Raw genomic sequence first — 22,649 nt, forward strand, 5'->3', positions numbered from 1 at the left:
GCTGTATGGCCGCACAATCTGAAAGCCGGCGCCCGGACTCCAGCGCCCGACAAAGAAGATACCGGAGTCAGGGGGAATATGCCCTCTACGCAAATGGCCCGATCCGGGCCGAAACAGGAAACGTAGATGTTTAATGTAACGAAAAAATCCATGCAGTGGGGCGAAGAGACGCTGACACTGGAAACTGGCAAAGTGGCCCGTCAGGCAGACGGTTCGGTGATTGCGACACTGGGCGAAACCAGCGTCATGGCGAACGTCACCTTTGCACGCCAGCAAAAACCCGGTCAGGACTTCTTTCCGCTGACCGTCCACTACCAAGAGAAATACTACGCCGCCGGTAAAGTACCGGGTGGCTTCTTCAAGCGTGAGGCCCGCCCCACCGAGAAGGAAACCCTGACAGCCCGTCTGATCGACCGTCCGATCCGTCCGCTGTTCGTTCCCGGCTTCAAAAACGAAGTTCTGGTGATGTGTACCGTTCTCAGCCACGATCTGGTTAACGATCCCGACATGGTCGCCATGATCGCTGCCTCCGCAGCGCTGACCATTTCCGGCGCGCCGTTCCGCGGCCCGATCGGTGCCTGCCGCGTTGGTTTCGAGGATGGCGATTACGTTCTGAACCCGACCGTCGACGACATGCAGGACCTGCGCCTGAACCCTGATCAACGTCTTGATCTGGTTGTCGCCGGCACCAAAGAAGCCGTGATGATGGTTGAATCCGAAGCCTATGAGCTGTCGGAAGAAGAAATGCTGGGTGCGGTGAAATTCGCGCACGAGCAGATCCAGCCTGTTATCGACCTGATCATCGATCTGGCCGAAGACGCTGCGAAAGAGCCGTTTGACTTCCAGCCGGTTGACTATTCGGACCTGTCCGCTGCTGTCAAAGCCGCTGGCGAAGACGCCATGCGCGCCGCCTTTGCAATCGCCGACAAGCAAGAGCGCACCGCCGCTGTTGCCGCTGCCCGCGAAACAATCAAAGCAGCGCTGACCGACGAGCAACTGGAAGACGCGAACCTCGGGTCCGCTCTGAAAGGCCTCGAAGCGTCCATTCTGCGTGGTGACGTGGTTAAAACCGGTAAGCGTATCGACGGCCGTAAGACCGACGAAATCCGCGACATCGTGGCCGAAACCGGCATCCTGCCCCGTACTCACGGGTCGTCGCTGTTCACACGTGGCGAAACACAGGGTCTGGTTGTGACCACTTTGGGCACCGGCGATGACGAACAGTTCATCGATGCGCTGCACGGCAACTTCAAATCCAACTTCATGCTGCACTATAACTTCCCGCCCTATTCGGTTGGTGAAGTTGGCCGTGTCGGTGGCCCCGGCCGTCGCGAAATCGGTCACGGCAAGTTGGCTTGGCGTGCGTTGCAGGCGGTTCTGCCTGCCTCCACTGACTTCCCCTACACCATCCGCGTTGTGTCCGAGATCACTGAATCGAACGGCTCCAGCTCGATGGCGTCGGTTTGCGGTGGCTCCTTGTCCATGATGGACGCAGGCGTTCCATTGAAAGCGCCCGTCGCGGGTGTTGCCATGGGTCTGATCCTGGAAGAAGACGGCTCCTATGCGATCCTGTCCGACATCTTGGGTGACGAAGACCACCTGGGCGACATGGACTTTAAAGTGGCCGGTACCGAAGCAGGTATCACGTCGCTGCAGATGGACATCAAGATCGCCGGCATCACCCCCGAGATCATGGAGAAAGCTCTGGCACAAGCCAAAGCGGGCCGTGTGCACATCCTGGGCGAGATGAACAAAGCCATCTCCGGCGCGGGTGAATTCTCTGTCCACGCTCCACGCATCGAAACGATGCAGATCCCAACCGACAAGATCCGTGAAGTGATCGGGTCCGGCGGTAAAGTGATCCGCGAGATCGTTGAAGTGTCCGGCGCGAAAGTCGACATCAACGACGAAGGCATCATCAAGATCGCATCGCCAAACGGCGACTCGATCAAGAAAGCCTATGACATGATCTGGTCCATCGTGGCCGAGCCTGAAGAAGGTGCGGTTTACACCGGTACCGTCGTCAAGATCGTTGATTTCGGTGCCTTCGTGAACTTCTTTGGCAAGCGCGACGGTCTGGTACACGTATCCCAGATCGAAAATCGCCGCCTGAACCACCCTTCGGATGTTCTGAAGGAAGGTCAGGAAGTGAAAGTGAAGCTGCTTGGCTTTGACGATCGCGGCAAGGTGCGCCTGTCGATGAAAGTTGTCGATCAGGAAACCGGCGAAGAAATCAAGAAAGAAGAAGGCGGCGAAGCGTAAGCTTCTCCACCCGTTCTGAAATGACGAAAGCCCCGGCCTATGTGCCGGGGCTTTTTTTGTGCCGTGACGGGTTAGTCCCGTTTGGCTTTAGCTTTCCATAAAGCTGTCCAGACGGTCCCAGAGCGAGTTATCCAGCAGCAGCTTGAAGCGCAGGTAGAAACCTTCCTGATACAGATCGCTGCGCAGGGCCGATTTGTTCATCGCGCGGTTATAGCCCAATGCAACCAGCGCACCTTTGGTAGGGGCAAACCCGATCTCTGCGCCGATACCGTTGGTGGCATTGCCTTGGTCGTCCCACAGGTGCGCGGCGTTCAAGCCGACCTGGAACCGGTTGTCGCCGAACTCGTAGTTAAAGCCAGCCTGCACCAGTTGGGTAGTGGCGCGGGCAGAGAACCCGCCAAGGGTGGTCAGCTTTTGCGACTGGCCCGCGTATTTCGCGTTCAGGCGCAGGTCGGCGTCTACTTCATAGGCCGCGTCTACGGACCACATATGGGTCACCGACTTGGTCTCGCGCTGTTCGATGCGGTGCTCGTACCATGCCAGCACTTCGAGGCGTGGATCGTGAACCGGACGGTAGGCGATACCAGCACGCGACCGGATCCGGCGGTGGTCACGACCGTCGCGCTTGTCCAGTGCAACACGGGTACGGCCCAGCACGGTGAAGTCAGGTGTGATCTTACCCGCGATACCGAAGCTGGCGTAATGGGTGTTGCCGTTGTCTTCAAAGGTGGTGTCCGCATCGGCATCGCCCACCCAGCTTTCCGCGCTGGACCCCCACTTCGCGCCAAGGGCAACGCTGGTCAGACGGTGATCGTCGCTTTCCATGCTGCGGGAATGTTCAATCCCGAAGCTGAAGCTGGTGTTCCCGTTCATGGCCCATTTGCCCATCATCGCTTGGGTAAACATGGTGTCCGAAGATCCCAGACCTTTGACGAAATCGGTGCTCCCGCGCAGCCAGTCATTCAGGTCGTAAGAGAAACCCAGCTTGGAATGTGTGGTCACGGTGTCGTCGCCAAAGGTCATTTCGACCTCGCTATAGGCACGCCAGCCGGGCACGGGCTCGCGGTACATGCCCAGGGTCAGCTCTGTCGGACGGTCCGAGCCGCCAAAGGGGTGACGCAGCTCTGCGGTGATGACGGTGCCGGGGCGGTTCGCAGGGGTCCAGTGGCCGCCAAGGATCAGACCGGGATGGGCCTTCTTCGAGGTTGCGGTGTGGTCCAGGCGATACTCCAGCCCGATGTAGCCTTTGAAATTCGTGCTGAACTCTTTGGCATAGACGGCATCCACGGTCAGTCGCTCGATGTCAGAGGTGCGGTCACGTACATAGTCCACACCAAGAACAAAGTCGCTGGTCCCGTCGATCTCAAACCCGTAGTTCAGACGTGCGCGGGTGGTGCCGGGCAGTGCCAGACCGCCGCGCGAGGCAAACTTCTCGCCGGTGTGAACCATCTCGAAGTTGAAGTGTCCGGTTTCCTTGCGGATGTCGTAGGACAGACGGTAGGCGGTATCCGATACGCCATTCGCATCTTCGGAGCGCGCAGCCTCGGCTTCCCACACGCCACCCTGCGTCCCCTCGTGACGGATATAGGCAGAGTGCAGACGCTCGCGGGCGGTGTTGCCACGGTCGGCATCGGCATGCACGATACGTGCGCCAACGGTGGTGCGGTCGGTCAGCGCGAGGTTCACCTCACCGCCATACAGCCAGTAGCGGTCGGCCCCTTCCACATCGACTTCGTAGGTGACGCGCACCGACACAGGGTTGCCCTGACCGTCGAACTGGCGCACCGCATCGTCAAAAGTGATCGAGTTGCCAAAGAAGTCCAGCAGGTAGTCGCTGCCGCGGCGCAGCGGCGTGGTCGAGATGACATCCCCGCCCTCTTCATCGCGCACCAGCAGTTCAACCCGCTCGGAGCCTTGTACATAGCCGTCCAGATCCAGGTCATAGGGGCCGGACACACCACGCCCGAGGAATTCCTGCACGCGCTGCTCTTGGGCGGTACGGGCACCGAACAGGGTCACGCCGACCTTGTCGTTTTCCCAATGGGCCTTGGCACCGGTCACCACGCGACGCATGCCGTCAAGCTTCAGCGCGCTGGCTTCGGGTTCGATCGCGATGTCACCGTAAAGGATGTACGAACGACCCTTCTCGACCTTAACGTACAGGTTTTCCGAGGATTGCGCGTCGAAGCCACGTTCGGAGTTGTCGCCATACACAGGGTAGAATTCGTCGCCACGGATGTCGCGGAACAGGCGGTCTTCGGTGTCACGGTCCGAGCTATAGCGCAGTGTCAGCAGCGCATCACCCGAGATCACGCCCTTGAGGTACACTTCACCCCGCAGACCGGTGGTTGTGTCTTCGAAAGAGCTGAAACGATCCGCGTCGAGCAGCTCACCCTTCGCACCGCCCAAGGCCACGGCCCCTTCGATCACGCCAACCATGATGCGCTGGTCCAGATCGGGGGTGAACGTGATGGTTTCTTCGGCGCGGCCAAAGGCACCGCTGATGGTGATACGGTCTGTGCCTGCAACCTGTGGCGGGATCAGCCCAAAGGTGGCCTCGCCGTTGTCCAGATAGACCTGCACGCCGGGGGTGCCTTCGCGGATGTCGGCTACGTCCCAAAGTGCCAGCTTGGCGCTGAGTGTCACGGTGCCGGAGGCAGGTACAGGCATGCCACGGGCATCCAGCACACGCACCACAACCGGGATCACATCGGTCGGCGATGCGGGCGCGGTGTCGGGCATGATCACCTCGAATTTGGCGGGCTTGCCGGGGGCAACCACGGTGATTTCCTCGCGGACACGTTCGATGCCGAAACCGTCACGGCCGACCAGCGTCAGGGTGTTCTGCCCCGCGTCCAGTTTCACCGCGACAAAATCCAGGGCCTGCGTGTTGTTCTTCTCGAAGCTTGTACGCTCGCCTACGCGGTCGCTGCTCAGCTCGCGGCCGTTCACCAGCAAGCCCAGCGACAGATCGCCCTTGCCCTTGACGCGCACGCTTTGGGTGCGGCGATCCAGTGTCTGACCGTCGGTCAGGTCCACGAAACCGGGTGCATCATCCAGCGTTTTGATCAGCATCTCGAGCGACTGGCGCTGTGCCTTGCCAGACGCTTTTTCAGAGACGGAGTTCGCCGCGCGGTTTTCATCCAGACGCTGCATCAGACGCGAGGTCAGCTGCGTGGTGGTCGCCACACCGGCTTCGCTGCGTACCGAACGTACCGGCGCACGCTGGCCTTCAATCGGCAGGTCGGCAGCCGTCAGCGCGTTGGATTGCGGCTGCTCGGCAAAGTACTTCTGACGCTGGTCAACCTCGGCCATCGCTTCGGGGGTGCAGTCCAGCACGGCGAAGTGCTCGGCGCGCAGTTCCCCTTTGCGCAGCGGGATCAGGCGCGACCCACCGCGCAGCAGATCGTTGGTGCGGGTTACGGTCACTTCGGTACCAACGGGCAGGGTTTCGTCCTGCACAAGGAACGCATGGGTCACGGGGCGCAGACCGAAAAGGGAGTATTTACCATCCATATCGGTCACAACCGACAGGCCCTCTTGGGTCACGATACGGACGCCGGGGATGCCTGGTTCAGTGTGGTCGCCACGGATACCGTCTTTGTCACAGTCCATAAAGACCGACCCGATGATAGTGGCTTCGCGGGCGAAGACGCCACCGCTGTTGTTCAGCTTGACCATCGCACGGGCAGTCTGTGACTGCATCACGGTACCGGTGCCCGCCTGACGACCCGTCAGAACCGCGGTGTTCTCGTTGCGGCCTTCGCGGGCGGCTGCGGTGAACTGCATGACATAGGTCAGCTCGTGGCTCGACAGGGGGGCCAGCATGCCCAGGTCATAGGTCATGTCACCCGACGCATCGACGGCAGGGTCTTCCATTGTCTCGCCGTTGAAGGTCACCGACCCTGCAACCAGCTGGCTGCCAAAGGCGGGGCGATCCATGATCTCGGCACCGATCAGCGCCTGGTTCATGTTATTGGTGAAGTTCAGGGTGTAGACCACGAACTCGCCCGCGCCGACCATGTCCTTGTCGGCCTGCTTGTCCAGCGCCAGCGGCACACCATAGTGTGGATCCGCAGGAATGTCCGAGATGTCGAGCATCCCACCGGCGTGGCGGAAGCTTGCCATATAACCGGCCCCCGCAACACGACGGTTAAAGCCAGGGAAGTCGGCGCGCACGGAAGGAACGTCCCATGCGGGGGCGTTCATCACGGCGTACTGGTATTCACCGGCAGGCATGTCACCGAAGCTGAAGAATCCGCGGGCATCGGTCATACGGCGCGCCATTTCGGCACCGCTGTTCATGTCCATCAGCGCGATGGCCACATTCCCGATCGGCTCGTTGGTCAGCGCATTGAACAGGAAGTTACCGGGGGTGATCAGCAGCTCGTCTTGCAGCGCGGCACCAGCACAATCGGCAGTGGCGATCAGACGGTCACCGTCGGTGGTCGCGATCACATTGTCGCCGGATACGGGCACATCCATCCGCGCCATAGGGACGGCGGCGGTAAGGAAAACACCATTGTTAGGGTCTGTTTCTGTGGCGGTCACACGCTCTACATCGCCGGTCAGGAAGCTGCGCAGCGTGATGATCGCACGATCTGCGGACATCGTTTCGTTGCACGCACCGGCGGTCAGACGCAGGCGGGTATCGCTGTTTGGCACGGCGTGCGGTTGGTCCGCTGCGGTTTCAGGATGTTCAAAGTGCAGGGCACCGGTCCCGGCAGCATCGCGGCTGTAAACCGTTGTGTTAGAGTCTACATCAACTGTGCGATCTTCCATTTTCACGAAGCTGCGGGCGGTGTTGGCGACCTCTACGTCGCCCAGGTTCATGGGCACCGTCACAATGAACGCGGGGTCGCGGGCAAAACCGATTTCATAGTCGCCCTCGTGAAAGAAGGCCACGGCGTCGACCTCGCCAGCAGGGCGCGCCGTCTGGTAATCATGACGCGCATCACCTGCCGCGTGATACAGCGCAACCATGCCGCTTGGGTCGGTGATGCTGTGGAAACGGGCGTTCAGGGGCACCTCGTCGCGCAGCAGAACACCTGTGGCGGCGGCCCCGTCGATGCGGATCTGGGCACCGTGTACGTCACCATAGGCCAGCACATCACCGTCCGAGTCATTGCGCAGGCGCAGCGTGTAGGTCAGCTGTGTTTCGTCTTCCATCTCGCGGACGGATTGTTCCTTTTGCAGCTCAAGCGAACTGCCCATGATGGTGGTCTTGCCAACTGCGGCCCCCCTCAGGATGCGACGTGCCGCGAAGCCTGTTGTGCTTGTGGCGGATACCGACAGCACCGACTGCATCAGCGTGGCGGGAGTGGCGTAGAAGGAGGTGCGGAATTCGTAGATGAGCTGAGCGCTGTCGCCCACATCCATGAACATCGGCGCGCCCGCGCTGATCGTGGCTTCGCCATTGTCGATGCGGCCGTTGGCATTCGCGTCATAGACAAGGCGGGCGTCGTTCATCATGGCGGCACCCTCTTGGTGCTGCATGGTCATGGCGGCGTTCAGCGGGACGTTCCCGATGTTGGCGACCTCGAAGTAGTATTGCGCCATCGCACCACGGGTCAGCATCAGTTCGGAGTATCCGTTGACATCCAGCGCAGGCACTGCGGCTACTTTGGCGTCTACGGCGTTCGAGTATACAGTCTCGATGATGCCCAGCGCTTCGTTAAAGTAGGTGGTCTGCGCGACGTTCCGGATGAAGGTTCCTGCGGGTACCTGCTTGGCAGCGGCGCCGTGCGGCAGGAGGGAGATCACCAGCGCGACGATCCAGAAACACGACATCATGCGGAGGGCGGTTTTGTGAAAGGTGCGGTCCATTTGATCAATCCCTGTTCTATCTTTTCTAAGAGGAGAGGAAGTGTGGTTCCCCCGGAGCGAGGGGGGGAAGGGTGCTCCGGGGAAACCTGGGGTTCGTTTACTGATCCACCTGAACGGTGAATTCCAGCGTGGCGAACCCACCCGGAAGGACCGTGCCGTGGTCGCTCGAGATATTGCTCGGAGTGACTGTGGCGGTGCTACCTGCCGGGAAGAGCGTTTCGCTGCATGTGCCACCACAGTTGGTTACCGATGTGTAGGCAGGGGCGGCATCAGAAATGATGACGTTTGCAGCGGGAGAGGAGCCGGTGTTTTCAGCTTCCACTTTGTAGCGGATGCACTGACCGGGAGAGACGTTCTGACGGGTCTTGGTAAAGGTCCCGACGGTGCCGTCGCAGTTGGCGTCGATGTACTGGTACTTGCTCAGCGTGACGTCGCCAGAGATGATCACGATCCGGTCTTCTACTGCGTTGTCAGCAGTATTCGCGTCGGTCGCTGTGCCACCGTTCAGCGAGGGGGCAAGGCTGATGGTACCGATTTCGGTCACACCGCTTGTCGCTGTCGATGGTGTTTGCACACGGTAGATGACCGAGATGCTTTCACCGGGGGCAAGCCCGTTCACACCAGCCGAGACACCGTCTGTCAGATCATTAAAGTTGTCGATCACCAGCTCGGAGGGGTCGATCACACCGTTGCCGTTTGCATCCCAGAACAAAGCGCCAGAGAAGTTGTTCAACCCTGTGTCGTTGATCGCACCTTCGGTGATCGCAACGTTACCGGTGTTGGTGATGGTGTGCACCATGTCGACGATACCACCGGGCGAGGCCTGGGCGTTCTGGTCATCGATGATCTCTACGTTGTAGATCTCGTTCACGGTCACTCCGTTGACGATCCGGTCGCCTTGGCCCGAGACAGAGGACACCAGCGCGATGTCGACCAATGTGTCACCCGGTGCCTGATCTGCCGGCGGGGTTACCACAACGGTGAAGGTATCGCTTGCACCAGCAGGGATGGTCCCGGTGTTGCTGATCGCGGACCCGTCAGCGGAGCGGAATTCGACGGTCCAACCGGCGGGCAGCGCTTGTGCCAGCGAGAGGTTGTAGCTGTCGGATACCGGACCGTTGTTCTGCACGACCATGTCGTAGATGACCGGTGCACCTGGATCGGTGGCATAGTTCACCCAAGGCGCGCCGGCATTGGTGGGGACAAGGCCATCGCCTTCGGAGCCTACAACTGCGTTCTCAAGATCAACGGCAGAGGCAAGGATCGCACCGGTGAAGGTCGCTGTCGATGTATCGGAAACACCCGAGGCATCGGAGGTAGTGGATACGGTGGCGTTGAAGTTGGCAGCAGCCGTTGGGGCCACATCTGTTGGCAGTGTTGCGATCAAGGTGACCTTGGCGCTGTCACCCGCAGCAAGCGGACCGACGGAACCGATGATCGGTGTCACACCATCTGCACCCACAAAGCGGAAGGTTGTGCCCGCGGGGTAGTCGATGTTGCTGACATCAAGCGTCAGGCTGTCGGTCTGGTTCGACCGGTTGGTCAGCACGAACTCATGCTTCACTGTGCCACCTTGGGCCGCATTGCTAGTTTCGGTCACGACATCGTTGTTTGCCGCATCATCATCTGTTGCCGAAGCCGTCGTTGGATCCGCTGCACCTGCACCGTCGATGGCTGTATCAGCGATAGAGACCGCGAATTGGTCGTCCACGATGATAGAAGCTGTGTTCGAGGGGGGGAAAGCAACGTTGTTGATTGCCTGTGTGGCGACGTTTTCAATGATACCCGCATCAGCAGTGTCGAGGATCACAGCTTGGAACGTCACGCTACCGGAGCGGCCGGAACCGACGTTCGAGATGTTGAAGTTGACGCTCTGGCCGTTGTTGTCAAAGGCGATTGTCTCGCCCGAGCCATTGGTCGCATCGACCGAAGAAGACCCGTTGGCGTCATCCAGAATACCCGCGGCGTCAGACCACCGTGCAGAACCGGGCACATAGGCCAGGCGACCGTCCAGAATATCATCGACGGTATAGTTGTTCGCAGCAGCCAGACCGGTGCTGGAATATGTCAGCTCGATGCTCACGGTATCGCCGGCATCGACGATGTTGGGGTTACCGCCGGACGCCGCATCAGCGACCATGGATTTGACCAGTTCGACAATCGCGTCGTTCGAGATGGTTAGCGTATCGGTGTTGACGGCTGTCGATGTGCCGTCAAGATCAGACCTTGCGGTCACTGTGATGCTGTCCGACCCTGTTGCGTTCGAGGGGACAGAGACTTCGATGACGACGCCGAACTGCTCGCCCGGTGCCAATGTTGGCGTTGCGGTCAGCGGTGTAGCGCTATCCGCGACACCATCCATGTTCGCATCCGGATAGAAGACGATGGCAGAGGTATCGAGCGTGCCTGTGTTTGTCTCTACTGCGGTCAGTGCGAAGAAGTCTGCGCCGTTCCCTTCGTTGGTAACGATGTGCGGCAGGAAAGCTTTACCACCGGGTGCGATGGTTTCGTTGTTGTCCGAGGTCAATGTCACGCCAGCAACCTGCTGAACGATCGTTTCAACCGTGTTCGACGTGACCGTGATGGTATCGCCCGCTTGGTTTGTATAGGTCGCAACCGCTTGGTTGCCGATCACGGACCCGGCCTCTGGTGCGGCGGCCAAAGCGGCTGCGCCAAATGCGGCAGTCACCGCCATCGCGCTTGCAGAGCGCATGAAGAAAGATTGATGTTTCACGTTAGTCATTCCTTTGATTTATCTAGATTAGGTAAATAGGATCAGGTTCCCCCCGATCAGTTGACGCGCACCCGATAGCTGTTGAGTGCGATTTCGCCTGACTCCAAAGGTTCGCTGAGCGTCCAACGGACGGCAGCAATCTGATCCTCAGGAAGTGGTTCTGGTTGGAGTGTGCCATCTGCACCGGCGACCATGCGGGTGGCGGGAAGTGTGGACCATTCAAGGCCATCGTTTTCAGGGTCGAGATCAGCCTGGACTTCGAACACGGCCTTGATCGATGTGCTCTGTGCGCCAAGCGTCAGGGTGACCCCTTCGGGTACGGGGGCCGCAATAACGATCCCCGCAAGTGCGTCTGCAGTCGTGTTCTCGTGCTGCAGTTGGTATTGGATGACCTCACCAGGGCGGACGGTGCCCCGCTCGATCAACTCCTCTTCGCCACCGTCATTGGTTTCGACGATGCGGAAAGAAAATGTGCTGGAAAGTGCGTCAGCAAAAGCCGGCACGCCGGCGACAGAAATCGCGACACCAGCAAGCAGTGCACGGGCGATTTGTTGAGTTTTGAAAGTCATAATTTTTTCCCCTAGTTGCCGACCACCGCCGGCGGTTTTGATGAACCGGCCCAGTGTTTGGGCTGTCCTGAACTCATCATCAGGGGAAATGTCTCGGGGTGCATTCTCGCTTAGGGTTAGGTTTTTGATCTGCTGGGCAGCCCCCTACCCGTCCGTATATGCGGCGCTATCAATTCGATGGCAAAACACGCAATTCGCGCGGTGATTGCAGACGCAAACCCGCATCTCGCCGCGCAAAGCAGGCGAGTCACCCTCATGCAAAAGGGCATTGATTCTATTTATTTTGGGGAATGTTTGGCCCGATCCGGGCCCAGATCAGGGAAAACCCCGACCGGATAGCCGGACAGGGCGTTTCGTATAGTTAACTGTCAGTGAGAATGGCCGTGCCCGCCATGATCGTCATCGTCTAACGATCCGTGTACCGCAAACTGGTCAATTCCCGCATCCTGCGGTTCAATGAAACGATAGCTTTCGCGCACACCGCTGTCGGAAAGCTCGCGTGCGACGGTCAGCAAGGTGTTTGGCGCGTGGTCGGCGCAAAGCTCCATCATCTGGGCGACTTCCTCTTCCGCGACGGGGCGGGCCGCTTCGGGCGACGGCGCGCCATAGATCTCGACGAAATGCTTCATCAGCTGCAAGGTGATCGCTTCAACCTCGAAGGGTTCGGCTTTGGTCACGGCAACAAAGGTGACGCGGCCAAACGTCTCTACGCCCATCCAGCCATTCGCGAAGGCCTGCCGCGCCTTGCCGGTCAGATCACCTTCGGACCAGTTCGAAAATTCGAACCCGCCAGAGACGCACCATTCGCCTGTGCGCGCGGGCGCGTGGAACACATTGCGGTCGCTTTCATCAAAGTGGATGGCGCGGGCGAGGAAAAGATCGCTCATGGGGCTGGCTCCAGCAGGTCGGTGAGAGGGATTAGATGCGTGGTCGTATCGGTTTTCAGCAGCAGACCAAAGTTTTCGTCTATACCGGTAAAGTCGCCCGTCAGATCGCCATAGGTGATCTGATCGCCCATAGCCCAGGCCAATCCGGTCCATTCCTTGTGCAAGGGGCCCGCGCCCTCGTCATCCCAGCGGTTCAGCGCCACCAGCATATGCCGCGCCCAGGCCTCTAGCAGCTCGACCGGGCTCACCTCGGCACAACCCTCGCCATAAAGTGTGGTGACATCCGGCGTTTCGCCCGGCGTGTCGGATTGCGGCAATAGCTTCACGTGAAACGCAACGACCAGCCAATCGGGCACGTGATGAGGGTCTGTATCAGACGCCGCCGCCCGCATCTGGCCGCAGATCGCACCGTTCAAACGCAGATCGCCGTTCCATGCGAGATGCACCCCCACCTCTGGCGGGGCGAGCGCGCCAAGCGCGTTCTGAAAGCCCACCGCACAAAGCGGGAGCATCGCCATCGCCCGGGCCAGCGGCACCTCGGGCGCAAAGACGATGGCGGCCTGCAATACGCTGGGCCCCAGATTATACAGCACCAGCCCCGCATCACACCCCTGCCGCGCCTCTGCGCAGGCCTGAGCGAACGGGTCCTCCGCCTGTGCGCCGGTCAACAAAGGGGGGAAGACGGGGCTGTCGCTCATGCGTGCCCGCCCGCGATCAGGGCCTTGGCCACCTTGCGGAAGCCTTCGGCCTGCGCGCTGTCGGGTTTCGACACCACAATCGGCGCGCCCCCGTCAGCCGCGACACGGATATCCAGATGCAACGGAATCTCGGCCAACAAAGGCACGCCCAGCTTTTCAGCCTCGGCGGCGACGCCACCATGCCCAAAGACATGTTCCTCGTGCCCGCAGTTAGAGCAGATATGCGTGCTCATGTTCTCGATCATCCCGAGGATCGGGGTCTTCAGTTGGTTGAACATGTCGATCCCCTTACGGGCATCCAGCAGCGCCACATCCTGCGGTGTGCTGACGATGATCGCGCCGTCCACATGGGCCTTTTGCGCCAGCGTCATCTGCACATCGCCGGTGCCGGGGGGCAGATCGACGATCAACACATCCAGCGCGCCCCATTGGACTTGCATCATCATCTGCTGCAACGCGCCCATCAGCATCGGGCCGCGCCAGACGACCGCCTGATCGTCATTGGTCATCAACCCGATCGACATCATCGTCACGCCAAAGTTGCGCATCGGCAGGATCGTCTTGCCATCGGGGGACGCAGGCCGCCCGGACACGCCCAGCATCCGCGGCTGCGAGGGGCCGTAGACATCGGCATCCAGCATGCCCACGCGACGCCCTTCGGCGGCCAGCGCACAGGCAAGGTTCGCGGCAACGGTAGATTTACCCACCCCGCCCTTGCCCGACGCAATGGCGATGATCCGGTCCACGCCGGGGATCTTCTCGGGCCCCGCGGGTTCGGACTTGCGCCCCAGCTTCAGGTCGGGCGGCGGTGCCTGCTTGGAATGGGCCGTCAGCACGGCCGAGACAGAGGCAACGCCCTCGAGCGCCTTTACAGCCGCGTCGGCCTCGTCGCGCAGCTTGGCGTAGGCGTCGGCGTGGCTCGGGTTGACCTCAAGCACAAAGCGCACCGCGCCGTCGTCGACGGTCAGTGCCTTCACAAGCCCAAGCTCTACAATATCCTTACCGGAGACGGGATCGTTCAGGGTTTTCAGGCAGGCCAGTACGGCATCACGGGTGACGCTCACGCTTCGGACTGCCCTTGGATCTTGCCAGTCACGACATGTTCAAGGTCCAGCCCGTCAATGGTCAGCACCACCTTGGCCTCGAAGGTCTTGCCGCCGGTGTCGCCGTTTTCGCGCATCGCTTCTTCGATCGCCTGCTGCGAGGTCACACCGACCTGCTTGAGGAACTTGCGCATCGACATGTTGAAATCATCGCTCATGATTTTCTCCTGTTCTTTGGGTGGGTCGGCACAGCGCTTAGTGATCTTTGCGCTTGCTGAAATAGTCTTCGGATGTGCGCACACGCGGGCGTTCTTTGCCAGCCAACGGATTGTTCTGCGCGTGGTACTGCGCGTTGATCCGGCAGTTATCGCACATCTGGATCATCTTCGCCGCCTCGGACGAGGCGAACATCGCGTGTTTTCCTGCCAGCTTTTCGGTGATCTTTTCAACCGTGGACTTCACGCCGAAAAGCGACCCGCATTCGATACAGGCAAAGGGCTCTTCCTCATGCAGCACCACTTGGGTGAAGGCCTGCGCGGTCAGGTTCAACTGCGGCTTTAGTGTAATCGCATCCTCGGGGCAGACGTTCGCACATAGCCCGCATTGCAGGCAGGCGTCTTCCTGAAAGCGCAGCTGGGGCAGATCGGGGTTATCGCCAAGCGCCCCGGACGGGCACAGCGACACACAGGACAGGCAGAGCGTGCAGGCATCGGTATCCACCAGCACCGCGCCATAGGGGGCGGCGTCGGGCAGGTCGATCACCTTGGCCTCGGGCTGAAGGGTCTTGCCCGCAAGCCGCGCGACCTGACGGCGGGTGCCCAGAGGCAGCAGCGTGTCATGCGCGGGCTGTGCGGTTTCGGTGACCAGTGCGGTTTCCAGCGCATCGGGGTCGGCCACATCAATGAGACGGATCGTATCGGTGCCGCTGATCGCGCGGGCAATCTCGGCCTGCACCTCGATCACGTCACGCTCTGTACGCGGCGACAGCAATACATCCACATGTGCAAAGCCGCAGCCAAGGGCGGCAAGCATCTCTGCATGGCCAAACCCTGCCAGCGCATCCACAGCCAGCGGGATGACATCAACCGGCAAGCCCGCGCCAAAACGCGCGTAAAGGCGGATCATCTCGGCCCCGTGGTCGTCGTCATGCACCAGCAAGCGCGGCGCGGTGCCGCCTGCCTTGCGATAGGTGGATGCCAGCGTCGACAACCGGCGGAACAGGGTATCCACGGGCGGCGCGTCATAGGTGATCGCCCCCGAGGGGCAAACCGCAGAACAGCTACCGCAACCCGCGCAGATCATCGGGTCAATCGCCACATGTTCCCCGGCCGAGGTGATCGCCCCCGTCGGGCAGAGGTCCAGACAGTTGGAGCAGGCGGCCTGCCCGGCCCGCGAATGGGCGCAAAGACTTTCACTCAGCCGCACGTAAAGCGGCTTTTCAAAGGTGCCGACCATCTGCATGGCCTCGCGCACGGCCTCTGCCACGGCGGGCTTGCTGCCCGGATCGGCCCGCAGATAGCCGTCACGCTTGTGCGGCGCGGGAAACAGCGATGTATTCCCCGTCAAATCCAGAATGATATCGCATTGCGACTTGGCCCCGTCCCGCGGCGCGGTGAACGAAGGCGCGCCGCGCCCGCCGGGGATCAACATCTGCAACTGGTCAAAGGTCAGGCTGAAATCGCCCAATGCGCCCGACGCCTTGCGCAGATCGCCTTTGACCACGTCAAAACGCGGATCAACTGCCGCGTCATAATCGCCCTGCCACAGCACCGTCACCGCAAGCGTATCGGCCACCATCTCTGCCACCTCAAGCGCGAGGGCGGGCGGGGCCATGATCAGACACGTGCCCTCAGACACGACATCCATCACCCGTGGTGCCGGTGCGGCAAGCTGCTGCTCCGCCATCAGGGCGGCCATCTTGGGCGTCGCGTCCCCCCGATCGTCGTGCCAGCCGGCGCGATCGCGAATATCGACGAACTGGGGCACCTCTGCGTTGATCTCGGCGGCCAGCTCTTCGAAACGGGGGCGTTCCTGCTGGCACGCGATCACGGTGTTGCCCGCGGCCATCGCCTCTGCCGCGGTGCCGATCTGGTCGGTGCACAGACAGCTATAGACCTTGGAGCACGGCAGACCCGTCGCCTTTGACAAGGCAGGCGCGTCAATATCCTGACTGCCCAGACAGTCGCACAGCAGAAAAGTCTTTTCCATAATCTCCTCGGGGACAGCACCGGATGGGATGGGTCAAGCGGCGGGGTACTGTCAGCGCTCGCAGGCCAAGCTAGTGGTGTTCGCGACCCGCCGCAAACCCCTAATTTCCCCTGCGTCCCGCAAAAGGGCCGTTCGCACCTACGGCATGAATTACCCAACAAAAACAGTCGGAAAGACCGAAACCCCAGTCAAATATGGCAAATGCTGACGCATGGGAAATGCCGCATTGCAGCAATCACAAAACTGTGTGATTCAACCCTAGAATCCTCTTTGATACGCGTTATGATTACGTCAATATGAGGCCGGAAACGCCTGAAACATCATCGGAAACCAAATTGAACGCACCGCTTAAATCAGCGCAATCGATGCCCGTCGGGGTCGTCCTTCGCAAGTCACCCGGCGTGACGAAATGGGCGAAGGTCGTTTGGCGTGCGGTTTGTGTCCTGCCCGGTGCCGACCCCGCCGACTGGAAGCTGCTGCGTACCGAAGGCGAGGTGTCCGACTATCACGTGACCACTGTGCCGCTAACGCTGTACCGCTCTGACACCGAAGCCTATGTGCACGGGCTCGCCGCGAATGTGCCCTGTCTTTATGTCATCTGCCGCGAAACCCGCGACCCTGCCCGCCCGCTTGAGGTGGTGATGGTCACCGCCTCTCCCTATGAGGCGCAGGATTACAGCGACAATGGCGAAGATATCGTCGAAAAGGTCATGATGACCCCGCAGGTCCATGCCTGGATCAGCGCCTATGTCGACACGCACCACGAAGAAGAAGCCTTTGTGAAGCGTCGGCGCGACAAATACCAAGAGCCGAAGCAAGACGGGATCGGGGACGCGCGCATCTCGCAGACGACCGATGTCTACCGCGCACCGCGCACGTCGCGTTCGGGGTCGTCACAATGACCCGTCACACATCCTTCTGGGATCGCCGCCGCGCTGCCGTCAAGGCAGAGGAAGCCGCCGCGCAGCAAGCCGCCGCAGAGCAGGCAGAAGCGCAGCATCAGGCCGCGCTGGCGGAAAAATCCGACGCCGAACTGCTGGCCGAGTTCGATCTGCCCGATCCTGATACGATGAAAGCGGGCGATGATTTCTCGGCCTTTATGGCCCGTGCCATTCCCGAACACCTGCGCCGCCGTGCGCTGCGCAAACTATGGGTGTCCGATCCGGCGCTGGCCTGTCTGGATGATCTGGTCGACTACGCTGACGACTATACCCAAGCCTCTGCCGTGACGAGTTTCACCACCAGCTATGAGGTTGGCAAAGGGCTGCGCCGTCATATCGAAGATGTCGCGCGCAAGGCTGCGGCCGCGCTCGACACCGCCACCGATGCCGCAGAAACACCTGCTGAAACAGAGCCGACCACGCCCGTCGTTCCGGCAGAGGTCGACGCACCCGCCGTCGCCGTGGCCCAAGCGGATACCCCCGCAGAGCCCCCCGTCACCGAAACAGCGATGGAAGAACCCGCAGCCCTGCCCCCGCGCCGCATGGCCTTTCGTTTTGAGGAGCAAAGCGCATGACCGCTGCCGCCCAAGCCACCCAAGTCTCTGCCGAAGATCGCCTGCGCGCCGATCTGTACAACTATCTTGGCGTGATGCTGGCCCGCCCTGCGGATCAGATGTTGCTGGACCAGACCGCCGGCCTGTCCGGCGATGACAGCCCGTTGGGCGAAGCGATCAACGGGCTTGCGCGCGTGGCCAAGGCCATGACCCCCAAGAAAGTGCAAACCGAATTCAACGCGCTGTTCATTGGTCTCGGTCGGGGCGAGCTGCTGCCCTATGCCAGCTATTACCTGACCGGCTTTCTGAACGAAAAGCCACTCGCCTCCCTGCGCAGCGACATGGCCGTACAGCGCATCAGCCGCGCCGAGAATGTCTTTGAACCCGAAGACAACATCGCATCCCTGATGGAGATGATGGGCGGTATGATCGTCGGGCGCTTTGGGGCTCCGGCCAGCGACGCCACGCAGCGGGCGTTTTTCAACAAACACATCGCGCCTTGGGCGGGTCACTTCTTTACCGACCTGCAAGGGGCCAAGAACTCCGTCCTATATGCCGGGGTTGCCGCAGTCGGCAGCGCCTTCATGGACATTGAACGCGAAGCATTTCGTATGACGGCGGGATAACCGCACCACATCAGGCGGGGCTTCCCCCCGCATAACCAAGGAAAGGGGTACAACCCATGACCCAGGATACCAAAGGCACCAACCGCCGCAATTTCCTGAAACTGGCAGGGACAGCCGCACCGGCAGCCGCCGTTGCCGTGGCCAGCAGCGGCACCGCCGCCGAGGCGCAGCCAGTCGATCTGCAATCGGACAAGATGCAAGATACCGCGCACACCCGCGCCTATCTGGAAAGCACACGCTTCTAATTCAGTGATCATCACCCCGCGCGCCTAACCACCGCGGGAGGGAAACTCAGCCCCGGTCCGACCCACACGGTCAAAGCACGCGGGCATCAAGGGAGACTATTATGCTTCGGAAAAAGACCAACGGGATGGCACGGCGGCCCCAGCGGGCGGGCATGCTATCCGACATCGCGGAAAAATCCGTTGACCGTCGCGCATTCCTGCGCGGGTCCGGTCTGGCCATCGGCGGCCTTGCGGCGATCGCATCGACCGCGGGCTCTGTCACACAAGCGTCAGCTGCCACCGCCGTCAGCGGCGCGGTAGAGACGATCAAATCTGTCTGCACCCACTGTTCGGTTGGCTGTACCGTCATCGCCGAAGTGTCGAACGGCGTCTGGACGGGGCAGGAACCCGGCTGGGACAGCCCGTTCAACCTTGGCTCGCATTGCGCCAAAGGGGCGTCGGTACGCGAACATGCCCACGGTGAACGCCGCTTGAAATACCCGATGAAAAAAGAGGGTGGCCAGTGGGTTCGGATCAGCTGGGAACAGGCGATCAACGAGATCGGCGACAAGATGAACGTGATCCGCGAAGAAAGCGGTCCCGATTCCGTCTACTGGCTCGGCTCGGCCAAGCATAACAACGAACAGGCGTATCTGTTCCGCAAGTTCGCGGCCTATTGGGGCACCAATAACGTCGACCACCAGGCGCGTATCTGTCACTCCACCACCGTTGCGGGCGTTGCGAACACATGGGGCTACGGTGCCATGACCAACAGCTACAACGACATCCACAACAGCCAGGCGATCTTTGTCATCGGCGGCAACCCTGCCGAGGCGCACCCCGTGTCGCTGCTGCACCTGCTGAAAGCGAAAGAGCAGAACAACGCGCCGATGATCGTGTGCGATCCACGCTTTACCCGTACAGCGGCCCACGCGGATGAATATGTCCGCTTCCGTCCCGGTTCGGACGTGGCGCTGGTCTGGGGTATCCTCTGGCACATCTTCGAGAACGGGTGGGAAGACAAGGAGTTCATCCGCACCCGCGTTTGGGGCATGGACCAGATCCGTGACGAAGTCGCGAAGTGGACACCCGAAGAAGTCGAACGCGTGACCGGCGCGCCTGCGTCGCAGCTTGAACGCGTTGCGCGCACCCTGGCCAACAACCGTCCCGGCACCGTGATCTGGTGCATGGGCGGCACGCAGCACAGCAACGGCAACAACAACACCCGCGCGTACTGCATCCTGCAGCTGGCTCTTGGCAACATGGGCACCGCGGGCGGCGGCACAAACATCTTCCGCGGCCACGACAACGTTCAGGGTGCCACCGATCTGGGCGTTCTGGCCGATACGCTGCCGGGCTACTATGGTCTGTCCGCAGGGGCTTGGGCCCACTGGGCGCGGGTTTGGGAAGAAGACCTTGAATGGTTGCAATCCCGCTTCTCCAAGGCGTCGTTCAACGACACCTCGATGATGAACCTCACCGGTATCCCCGTGAGCCGCTGGATTGACGGCGTGCTGGAAGACAAGGAAAACATCGACCAGCCGGACAACACCCGCGCGATGGTTCTGTGGGGCCACGCGCCCAACTCGCAGACCCGTCAAAAGGAAATGGTCACCGCGATGGAGAAACTCGACCTGATGGTCGTGGTCGATCCATATCCAACGGTGTCCGCCGTGATGCAGGACCGCCAAGACGGGCTGTATCTGTTGCCCGCAACGACCCAGTTCGAAACCCGCGGCTCTGTCACCGCGTCCAACCGGTCGCTGCAGTGGCGTGATCAGGTCGTCGAGCCCCTGTTCGAATCCAAGCCCGACCACACGATCATCAAACTGTTCGCCGACAAGTTCGGCTTCAGCGATCGTTTGTTCAAGAACATCGCGCTAGACGGCGACGAGCCCAACATCGAGGACCTCACCCGCGAATTCAACCGCGGCATGTGGACCATCGGTTACACCGCACAAAGCCCCGAGCGCATGAAGATGCACATGGCCAACCAGCACACCTTTGACCGTACCACGCTGCGCGCCAAAGGCGGACCGGCCGACGGGGACTTCTACGGTATGCCTTGGCCCGCATGGGGCACACCCGAGATGAACCACCCCGGCACAGCGAACCTGTACGATATGTCGCTGCCCGTTGCCGAAGGCGGTCTGACCTTCCGCGCCCGTTTCGGTGTGGAACGCGACGGGGACAACCTGCTGGCCGAAGGCGTCTACAGCGCTGGTTCCGAGATCAAGGACGGCTACCCCGAGTTCACCATGGCCATGCTGCGTGAACTGGGTTGGGACAAAGATCTGACCGACGAAGAGATGGCCGTCATCAACTATGTCGCGGGCTATCCCGAAGGCGAACCGGCGAACGGAAAGCCTAACGAGGAAGTTGGTGAAACATCCCAGACCGGCGAAACCCCGTCGGACTATATCGCCGACACCGGTGGCGTGAACTGGAAGACCGACCTCTCGGGCGGCATCCAGCGCGTCGCGATCAAGCATGGCTGTGCCCCCTTCGGCAACGCCAAGGCCCGCGCCGTGGTCTGGACCTTCCCCGATCCGGTGCCAATCCACCGCGAACCGCTGTACACCAACCGTCGTGATCTGGTCGCCGACTACCCGACCTATGACGACAAGAAGTTCTGGCGCCTGCCCACCATGTATAAGTCCATCCAGGAGAATGACTTCTCCAAGGACTATCCGATCGTGCTGACCTCTGGTCGTCTCGTCGAATACGAAGGGGGCGGCGACGAAACCCGATCCAACCCCTGGTTGGCCGAGCTTCAGCAGGACATGTTCATCGAGATCAACCCGCGTGACGCCAATAATCTGGGTGTGCGTGACGGGGCCGATGTCTGGGTCGAAGGCCCCGAAGGCGGCAAGGTCAAGGTGATGGCAATGGTCACGGAACGTGTCGAAAGCGGCGTGGCGTTCATGCCATTCCACTTTGGCGGCCACATGGAAGGCGTTGATTTGCGGGACAGATACCCAGAGGGGGCCGACCCTTACGTCCTGGGTGAATCCACCAACACCGCGCAAACATATGGCTATGACTCAGTAACTCAGATGCAAGAGACGAAAGCGACTCTCTGCAAAATCTGGACAGCGTAAGGAGACTATCAAGATGGCAAGAGCAAAGTTTCTCTGCGACGCCGAACGCTGCATCGAATGCAACGCCTGCGTCACGGCCTGTAAGAACGAACACGAAGTACCGTGGGGCATCAACCGCCGTAAGGTCGTCACCATTCAGGACGGCCAACCCGGCGAGCGGTCGATCTCGGTCGCGTGTATGCATTGTTCCGATGCGCCCTGTATGGCGGTCTGCCCTGTAGACTGCTTCTACCAGACCGACGACGGCATCGTTCTGCACTCAAAAGACCTATGCATCGGCTGCGGTTACTGCTTCTACGCCTGCCCCTTCGGCGCGCCGCAGTATCCACAGGCGGGCAACTTCGGGTCGCGCGGCAAGATGGACAAATGTACTTTCTGCGCCGGTGGCCCCGAGGAAAACCACTCCGAAGCGGAATTCCAGAAGTACGGCCGCAACCGGATCGCCGAAGGCAAGCTGCCGATCTGCGCCGAGATGTGTTCGACCAAAGCGCTGCTGGCCGGTGACGGCGATGTCGTCTCGGGCATCTACCGCGAACGCGTTGTCGCACGCGGCTTTGGCTCGGGCGCCTGGGGCTGGGGCACGGCATACGAGCAAAAGGGCGGCTAATCCCCCTTTCGCATATTCATGCTTTCCTTGGCCCGCTGGCACCTGCTGCTGGCGGGCCAACTATCTTTATCCTGTCGGAGGTCCCGATGACATTGCTGCGCGTTCTGCTGCCTCTCATATTTCTTGTGTCCTTTGCCGGTCTTTCCGCCGCGCAAGACACCTCGGGCGATGCCTCGGTCCTGCAACCGGGCCAACAGTCGCTTGAAGACATCATGGCCCGCCAACGCGGCGAGGACGTGCCCTTTGGGGCCGAGCTTCCCTTGCCGCTAGAGGGCAACCCGCCCCCGGCCGAATCTCACCTTGGACCGCTTGGTGGCGCATCCGACGCGGACCTGTGGCGCGAGATCCGGGCGGACGCCCTGCCCGACG

The 22,649-nt window shown here is 60.9% G+C and carries 15 protein-coding genes and 1 pseudogene; 8 read left to right on the forward strand and 8 right to left on the reverse strand.

All coding sequences use genetic code 11. The features are described from left to right. Positions 1-126: 126 nt before the first annotated feature. Complete coding sequence (gene pnp, locus B3849_RS04910) at positions 127-2,262, forward strand: polyribonucleotide nucleotidyltransferase (RefSeq protein WP_260004073.1); 2,136 nt, start codon at positions 127-129, stop codon at positions 2,260-2,262. Between the two features lie 87 nt (positions 2,263-2,349). On the opposite strand, the gene B3849_RS04915 is transcribed toward pnp, so the two are convergent. The 8 genes from B3849_RS04915 to B3849_RS04950 all read right to left on the reverse strand — a co-directional run bounded on the left by B3849_RS04915 (position 2,350) and on the right by B3849_RS04950 (position 16,227). Next, a complete protein-coding gene (locus B3849_RS04915; protein WP_286779880.1) occupies positions 2,350-8,088 on the reverse strand; it encodes a hypothetical protein in 5,739 nt (1,912 codons plus the stop codon). 97 nt (positions 8,089-8,185) lie between these two features. Continuing rightward, a complete protein-coding gene (locus tag B3849_RS04920) occupies positions 8,186-10,831 on the reverse strand; it encodes a beta strand repeat-containing protein (protein WP_278374923.1) in 2,646 nt (881 codons plus the stop codon). 47 nt (positions 10,832-10,878) lie between these two features. Next, positions 10,879-11,391, reverse strand: a complete 513-nt coding sequence (locus B3849_RS04925) for a hypothetical protein (protein WP_243250790.1) — start codon at positions 11,389-11,391, stop codon at positions 10,879-10,881. A gap of 368 nt (positions 11,392-11,759) precedes the next feature. Next, positions 11,760-12,278 (reverse strand): DUF6505 family protein, encoded by a 519-nt coding sequence (locus tag B3849_RS04930; RefSeq protein ID WP_005850279.1) that lies wholly within the window; start codon positions 12,276-12,278, stop codon positions 11,760-11,762. Continuing rightward, complete coding sequence (locus tag B3849_RS04935) at positions 12,275-12,976, reverse strand: biotin/lipoate--protein ligase family protein (protein ID WP_243250791.1); 702 nt, start codon at positions 12,974-12,976, stop codon at positions 12,275-12,277. The genes B3849_RS04930 and B3849_RS04935 overlap by 4 nt, the downstream gene beginning before the upstream one ends. After that, complete coding sequence (gene apbC, locus B3849_RS04940) at positions 12,973-14,040, reverse strand: iron-sulfur cluster carrier protein ApbC (RefSeq protein ID WP_074636371.1); 1,068 nt, start codon at positions 14,038-14,040, stop codon at positions 12,973-12,975. The genes B3849_RS04935 and apbC overlap by 4 nt, the downstream gene beginning before the upstream one ends. Continuing rightward, complete coding sequence (locus B3849_RS04945; RefSeq protein WP_009825478.1) at positions 14,037-14,237, reverse strand: DUF6494 family protein; 201 nt, start codon at positions 14,235-14,237, stop codon at positions 14,037-14,039. Before B3849_RS04945 ends, apbC begins: the two co-directional genes overlap by 4 nt. Before the next feature lie 37 nt (positions 14,238-14,274). Continuing rightward, positions 14,275-16,227, reverse strand: a complete 1,953-nt coding sequence (locus B3849_RS04950; RefSeq protein WP_286779881.1) for a 4Fe-4S binding protein — start codon at positions 16,225-16,227, stop codon at positions 14,275-14,277. 365 nt (positions 16,228-16,592) lie between these two features. Here B3849_RS04950 and B3849_RS04955 point away from each other — a divergent pair, with 365 nt between their 5' ends. The 7 genes and pseudogenes from B3849_RS04955 to B3849_RS04985 all read left to right on the forward strand — a co-directional run. Continuing rightward, on the forward strand, positions 16,593-17,129 hold the full coding sequence (locus B3849_RS04955) for a DUF3305 domain-containing protein (protein ID WP_005850288.1): 537 nt from the start codon (positions 16,593-16,595) through the stop codon (positions 17,127-17,129). Beyond that, a complete protein-coding gene (locus tag B3849_RS04960; protein ID WP_278424898.1) occupies positions 17,126-17,743 on the forward strand; it encodes a DUF3306 domain-containing protein in 618 nt (205 codons plus the stop codon). The genes B3849_RS04955 and B3849_RS04960 overlap by 4 nt, the downstream gene beginning before the upstream one ends. Beyond that, the gene (locus tag B3849_RS04965; protein ID WP_278424899.1) at positions 17,740-18,348 is read left to right on the forward strand and encodes a TorD/DmsD family molecular chaperone; all 609 of its coding nucleotides are present in this window, start codon (positions 17,740-17,742) and stop codon (positions 18,346-18,348) included. The genes B3849_RS04960 and B3849_RS04965 overlap by 4 nt, the downstream gene beginning before the upstream one ends. A 56-nt stretch (positions 18,349-18,404) precedes the next feature. Further along, positions 18,405-18,593 (forward strand): twin-arginine translocation signal domain-containing protein, encoded by a 189-nt coding sequence (locus tag B3849_RS04970; RefSeq protein WP_005850294.1) that lies wholly within the window; start codon positions 18,405-18,407, stop codon positions 18,591-18,593. A 101-nt stretch (positions 18,594-18,694) separates the two neighbouring features. Continuing rightward, entirely contained in the window at positions 18,695-21,673 is a 2,979-nt protein-coding gene (locus tag B3849_RS04975) for a formate dehydrogenase subunit alpha (RefSeq protein WP_286779882.1), read from the forward strand. 13 nt (positions 21,674-21,686) lie between these two features. Continuing rightward, complete coding sequence (fdh3B, locus tag B3849_RS04980; RefSeq protein ID WP_005850298.1) at positions 21,687-22,280, forward strand: formate dehydrogenase FDH3 subunit beta; 594 nt, start codon at positions 21,687-21,689, stop codon at positions 22,278-22,280. 86 nt (positions 22,281-22,366) lie between these two features. Further along, positions 22,367-22,649: pseudogene (locus B3849_RS04985) on the forward strand (formate dehydrogenase subunit gamma); the annotation flags it as partial.

The organism is Sulfitobacter sp. UBA4523 (assembly GCF_002388305.1).
GTDB classification, from domain to species: Bacteria; Pseudomonadota; Alphaproteobacteria; order Rhodobacterales; family Rhodobacteraceae; genus Sulfitobacter; species Sulfitobacter pontiacus.

Excerpts from the sequence above, each read along its gene's own strand:
- B3849_RS04915 (WP_286779880.1), bottom strand. The coding sequence starts at position 8,088 with ATGGACCGCACCTTTCACAAAACCGCCCTCCGCATGATGTCGTGTTTC.
- B3849_RS04950 (WP_286779881.1), bottom strand. The coding sequence starts at position 16,227 with ATGGAAAAGACTTTTCTGCTGTGCGACTGTCTGGGCAGTCAGGATATT.
- B3849_RS04955 (WP_005850288.1), top strand. The coding sequence starts at position 16,593 with ATGCCCGTCGGGGTCGTCCTTCGCAAGTCACCCGGCGTGACGAAATGG.
- B3849_RS04925 (WP_243250790.1), bottom strand. The coding sequence starts at position 11,391 with ATGACTTTCAAAACTCAACAAATCGCCCGTGCACTGCTTGCTGGTGTC.
- B3849_RS04965 (WP_278424899.1), top strand. The coding sequence starts at position 17,740 with ATGACCGCTGCCGCCCAAGCCACCCAAGTCTCTGCCGAAGATCGCCTG.
- B3849_RS04920 (WP_278374923.1), bottom strand. The coding sequence starts at position 10,831 with ATGACTAACGTGAAACATCAATCTTTCTTCATGCGCTCTGCAAGCGCG.
- B3849_RS04970 (WP_005850294.1), top strand. The coding sequence starts at position 18,405 with ATGACCCAGGATACCAAAGGCACCAACCGCCGCAATTTCCTGAAACTG.
- B3849_RS04960 (WP_278424898.1), top strand. The coding sequence starts at position 17,126 with ATGACCCGTCACACATCCTTCTGGGATCGCCGCCGCGCTGCCGTCAAG.
- B3849_RS04945 (WP_009825478.1), bottom strand. The coding sequence starts at position 14,237 with ATGAGCGATGATTTCAACATGTCGATGCGCAAGTTCCTCAAGCAGGTC.
- B3849_RS04930 (WP_005850279.1), bottom strand. The coding sequence starts at position 12,278 with ATGAGCGATCTTTTCCTCGCCCGCGCCATCCACTTTGATGAAAGCGAC.
- B3849_RS04935 (WP_243250791.1), bottom strand. The coding sequence starts at position 12,976 with ATGAGCGACAGCCCCGTCTTCCCCCCTTTGTTGACCGGCGCACAGGCG.
- pnp (WP_260004073.1), top strand. The coding sequence starts at position 127 with ATGTTTAATGTAACGAAAAAATCCATGCAGTGGGGCGAAGAGACGCTG.
- fdh3B (WP_005850298.1), top strand. The coding sequence starts at position 21,687 with ATGGCAAGAGCAAAGTTTCTCTGCGACGCCGAACGCTGCATCGAATGC.
- B3849_RS04975 (WP_286779882.1), top strand. The coding sequence starts at position 18,695 with ATGCTTCGGAAAAAGACCAACGGGATGGCACGGCGGCCCCAGCGGGCG.